This is a genomic window from Bradyrhizobium sp. sGM-13, assembly GCF_018398875.1.
Lineage (GTDB): Bacteria > Pseudomonadota > Alphaproteobacteria > Rhizobiales > Xanthobacteraceae > Bradyrhizobium.
The window spans coordinates 1-3,442 of sequence record NZ_JAGWDK010000112.1; the positions used below are offsets into that span (position 1 = coordinate 1).

Consider the following 3,442-nt stretch of genomic DNA (forward strand, 5'->3'; position numbering starts at 1 on the left):
CACAAACAAACCTCCCGTTCCATGACTGCCAAGTTCATGGAATCGGTCGTCTAGTGATACTGTTCTCCTTCGGGCTGATGTTCATCTACTCGTGGAAGATCGCTGTGGTCGTGGCTATCTCCATCCCACTATACGTCTTAATCTATTGGACCATTAACCGGCTGAATAGGAAGCGCCAGCGCGCGATCATGGAGAATGCCGCCGATCTGGAAGCGCAATTGGTTGAATCGCTCGGAGCTGTTTCCACGATCAAGACATTCGGTGTGGAGAGCTTCGCTTGCCTTAGGATGGAAACTCGCTTCGTCAAGACCCTGCACTCGGTCTACAGCTCCGGCCTCATCTCGATCGTCGGAGACAATGCCTCGAGTTTCCTCTCAACTCTGTTCACAATCGTGCTAATGTGGTTTGGTACGACGCTTGTTCTGGATCAGGCCGTCACTCCGGGTGAATTGCTCTCCTGCTACGCGCTGCTCGGCTATATCACCCGGCCTGTCGCCAACCTGATCCAAACCAACAGAATCGTTCAGGACGCCTTTATCGCCGCGGATCGCCTGTTCGAGATCTTCGACCTTGAGCCCGCACGCGGCGGCGGCATTGATGCCACCAAATCAGAGCTTGGTGATATCCGCCTGGAGAACGTCACGTTCCGCCATGGCGCACAGCCGAAGCTCTTTCAAGATCTCAGCGTCACCTTTCGTCGAGGCGAAATGACGGCCGTGGTGGGAGAAAGCGGCTCGGGCAAGAGCTCCCTTGCAGCGCTGCTGCAGAACGTCTACCCCCTCGAGAGTGGGCGCATTCGGATCGGGCCGTATGACCTCAAAGACCTCTCGACCGTATCCCTGCGTAAGGTTATTGCTGCAGTACCGCAAACGACGGACGTGTTCTCAGGCTCGGTGATCGAGAACATCGCGCTTGGCGAGTTCGAGCCGGAGATCGACAGGATCATGAAAATCTGCGATCACACCGGGCTGCGGGAGGTGATCGAGCATTGGTCCGGAGGCTTCCAGGCCTATCTGGGCGAAAACGGCGTACGGCTCTCTGGCGGCGAGAAGCAGCGTCTTTCGCTGGCCCGAGCTCTGTACCGGGATCCGGAGATCCTGATCCTTGACGAGCCGACCTCCTCTCTCGACTCCGTTGCCGAAGCCACTGTTCACCGGCTGATTGAGGATTTGCGCCGTGCCGGGAAGACCATCGTGGTCATCTCTCACCGACTCAGCACCATCTGTGGTGCCGACAAGATCGTCGTCTTAGATAAGGGGCGGATCGTTGCGGAGGGCAGGCATACTGATCTGCTGGGAGAAGGCGCTTACGCTCGCTTGTGGTGGACGCAAACCGGAGGCAGCTAAAGTTGTCGATGATGGCTGATCGGCAGAATGAACACACCATGTGATCGAACCCACACTCGCTTCGTACTAGAAAGCATCAAATGAAGAAACACGCTCTGCTCATTGCGCTTAGCGCCACCATTGCATCTCCGGCATTTGGCTGGGAAATCCACCAGTTCAAAAGCCGCCCGGAACGCACCGAGATCTTAGCAGAACTGCGCAGCGTTGGCGCGACGCTGTACGTCGGTTGCATCAACGGCGAGGCAAGGCCTGTCCTGGAGTTCGACATGCGCATTGGCTCGGCAGGGATTGACGTGAGCTACAGGCTAGACGATGGTCCGATAATACGGCGCAATGCTGGGGTAAGCCAGGACGGTCGCTATCTCTGGATTTGGCAATTGGACGCCAATGAAGCAGTCGAGCGCTTACGGAACGCAAGGCGACTTAGGGTCAGCCTACGCGACATCACGGTCGATTTTGACCTAAGCAAGGGACATCGTGAGCTACCTAAGTTCAGGTGCGCGCCCTTTCCTGTCTGAACACTCAAGCTCTGCGAATGTGGGCGACCTTAATCGGAGTAATGTTTTGAAGAGTTCAAATGGAGGAAACATGACGAGCTCGACCACGCGAATTCCACCGCGGCGTTGGGCTCCTTCATCGTGGCATCATCCTCTTCTCGCTTGCGATGGGCGGGTTTGCGATCGGACCCACCGACTTCGCACCTTGCGTTCGGAGAACGAGGCTTTGAGGCACAACAAGGGCATCATCTAATTCGAGAACGATAGCCTGCGCCGTCAGCTCGCCAAGGCGAACGCCGACCGCGACGACCTGAAGCGCAGGAGCGAGGCGATCAAGGGCCTGCTCGATCAGACCGGCGCGTCGCTGATGCACGGACCGGAGAGTTTAGGCGCCCACATTCGGCAAGAACGTGTTGGAAAGCTGTCCTTACAAGACTCGCTCTTGGTGGCGCTTTTGGTCGCCGTGACGAACTTTATATGGAATCCAATGAGGGCGTCGCCGTCTCTGACCGAATCGGCCGCAAGTCCGGTTCTGCTAGCCATTGCCGGCCTTGCGTTAGTGACCGCTTATCCGGCATAGCACTGGCTGGTAAGCGCCCCTACGTTCGGCGAGATGCTCGTGCCGGCGATGATGTTCTCGTTTCTACTTCGGCATCTATAGCGGCACTATGCTGGGCGCTCCGGTCGAGATCGTGCCGAAGCATATGGGCACAACCTGCTTCTCCCTGGCCTTCACGCTCGCGTCCGCCTTGTTCGGCACCTTTACGCCACTGGCCTCGAATTGGCTGATCAACGGACCGATGACAAGGCTTACTCGCTTTTGGTTGATGTTCGCAGCCGTCCTCGGCATCATCGCGGCACTCACCGTCTTATCCGGGTCCCTCAAGCCATCGAGAGTTGCGAAGCCGTCGCTGCCTGAGCGGCCCAACAGCGTTTTAGGCGTGCAAGCCACACCGCACTGGCCAGCGGTCCGAATCGCTGACCGGGCGGAGCATCGAGCTTCGGTGACATCGTGTGCTCCTTGTTCGGTGCCCCTGCCAGCATTCGTTGCCGGCAAAGGGCGGGAGTACGGCCGGACTACTTCATTAACGAAAGGTGCGCCTCGACAACGAGGGCTGTGTCCGATCTAGCTCTTTCACATGATCAGTAGTGATCTGCGCCTCCACCAGAACGATCACAAGAGTGGGTCCGCCACATGATAAGCGTTTCCGCTATGCTCGCTTGATCCAGAGTCGAAATGAGAAAAACTCCGTCGCTCTGCATCTATGATCATCGAAGTGTAAAGTGCTCTAACCGCGCCGTATTCAGGTTAGAGGGCTTAAGATCATGGAGCTTCTTTCAGCTCGGCCAAATCTCAACCTCGCCTGCTTATTGAAGAGCCACGGACATGCCAACAATGCCGAGCACGGTGGTTGTGATGGCAGCTGAACAGGCAAACATATTCGTAGCTGTTCGCTCCTCTTCGCTTCCCATTCAAGCGACGATGAATTGCCCGATCATACGCTCCAGCAATTCAGCAGAACAGCCAAACAGCTCCCGAATAACCCCGACGGTCGGTCAAAATCCCCCGGGTGAGGTCACCTCAAACTCCCCCACCTG

The 3,442-nt window shown here is 56.9% G+C and carries 2 protein-coding genes and 1 pseudogene; all 3 read left to right on the forward strand.

Translation table 11 applies throughout. The features are described from left to right. Positions 1–1,346, forward strand: a 1,346-nt coding sequence (locus tag KJQ96_RS38210) for a peptidase domain-containing ABC transporter (protein WP_213291129.1), incomplete at its 5' end; no start/stop codon positions are given. Positions 1,347–1,426: 80 nt separating this feature from the next. Continuing rightward, positions 1,427–1,864, forward strand: coding sequence for a hypothetical protein (locus KJQ96_RS38215; protein WP_213256455.1), 438 nt, complete (start codon positions 1,427–1,429; stop codon positions 1,862–1,864). 371 nt (positions 1,865–2,235) lie between these two features. Next, positions 2,236–2,754: pseudogene (locus tag KJQ96_RS41145) on the forward strand (MFS transporter); the annotation flags it as partial. Between the last annotated feature and the right edge of the window lie 688 nt (positions 2,755–3,442).